Annotated in this window: 1 protein-coding gene; it reads left to right on the top strand. The window is 36.0% G+C overall.

Annotation, left to right across the window (positions count from 1 at the left end):
• A partial coding sequence (locus tag ACNRUY_RS26730; protein ID WP_488113191.1) for an IS3 family transposase occupies nt 1-195 on the top strand: 195 nt, incomplete at its 5' end.
• Between the last annotated feature and the right edge of the window lie 424 nt (nt 196-619).

The raw sequence follows: 619 nt of genomic DNA, 5'->3' as shown, positions 1-619 counted from the left end.
TGGGATAATGCGGCTATGGAATCGTTTTTTAGTCGACTCAAAGTTGAGTTGGTTTATGCGGAGCGGTTTCAAACACTTGATCAGGCCCGATCCAGTATCTTCGAGTACATCGAAATGTTCTATAACAGAACTCGACGTCACTCAGCACTGGGTTATCTTAGCCCTGCTAAGTTTGAAGAAGTAAATCAACAATAGGTGTCCACTTTTAGTGGGTAACACCACAGTATTAATCATGCGTATCATTAAAATCATAATAATAAGTACCTTTGTTTCTCATGCATATGCTGAAGAAATTTACAAATACAATTTTTATAATATCTACTCGCATGCGTTAAGTCATATAAATGGAAGCTCAAATAGTGTTAAAAGATCTTATGAACTGTACCAATTGGACACAGCATTCTCAAAAAATAATGACAACTTTATTACTGCATTATATTTTAAGTATGAAGTAGATAGTTCTGAAAAATATAATTTTAGTTGTTTGAAAATCCCCCTGTGTCAGGATAGATGTCGCCTCTTTTGACTCATGACTCTCTTCAATGGAGAGATGATTAAAAGAGGCAGTTATGGCTCGCTACTCCAAAGAAATGAAAGAGGCCGTCATCCAGAAGATGAT

This window comes from Endozoicomonas sp. Z74, assembly GCF_057680865.1.
Note: the sequence above shows the minus strand (reverse complement) of the source record. Positions and strands in the feature narration are given on the sequence as shown.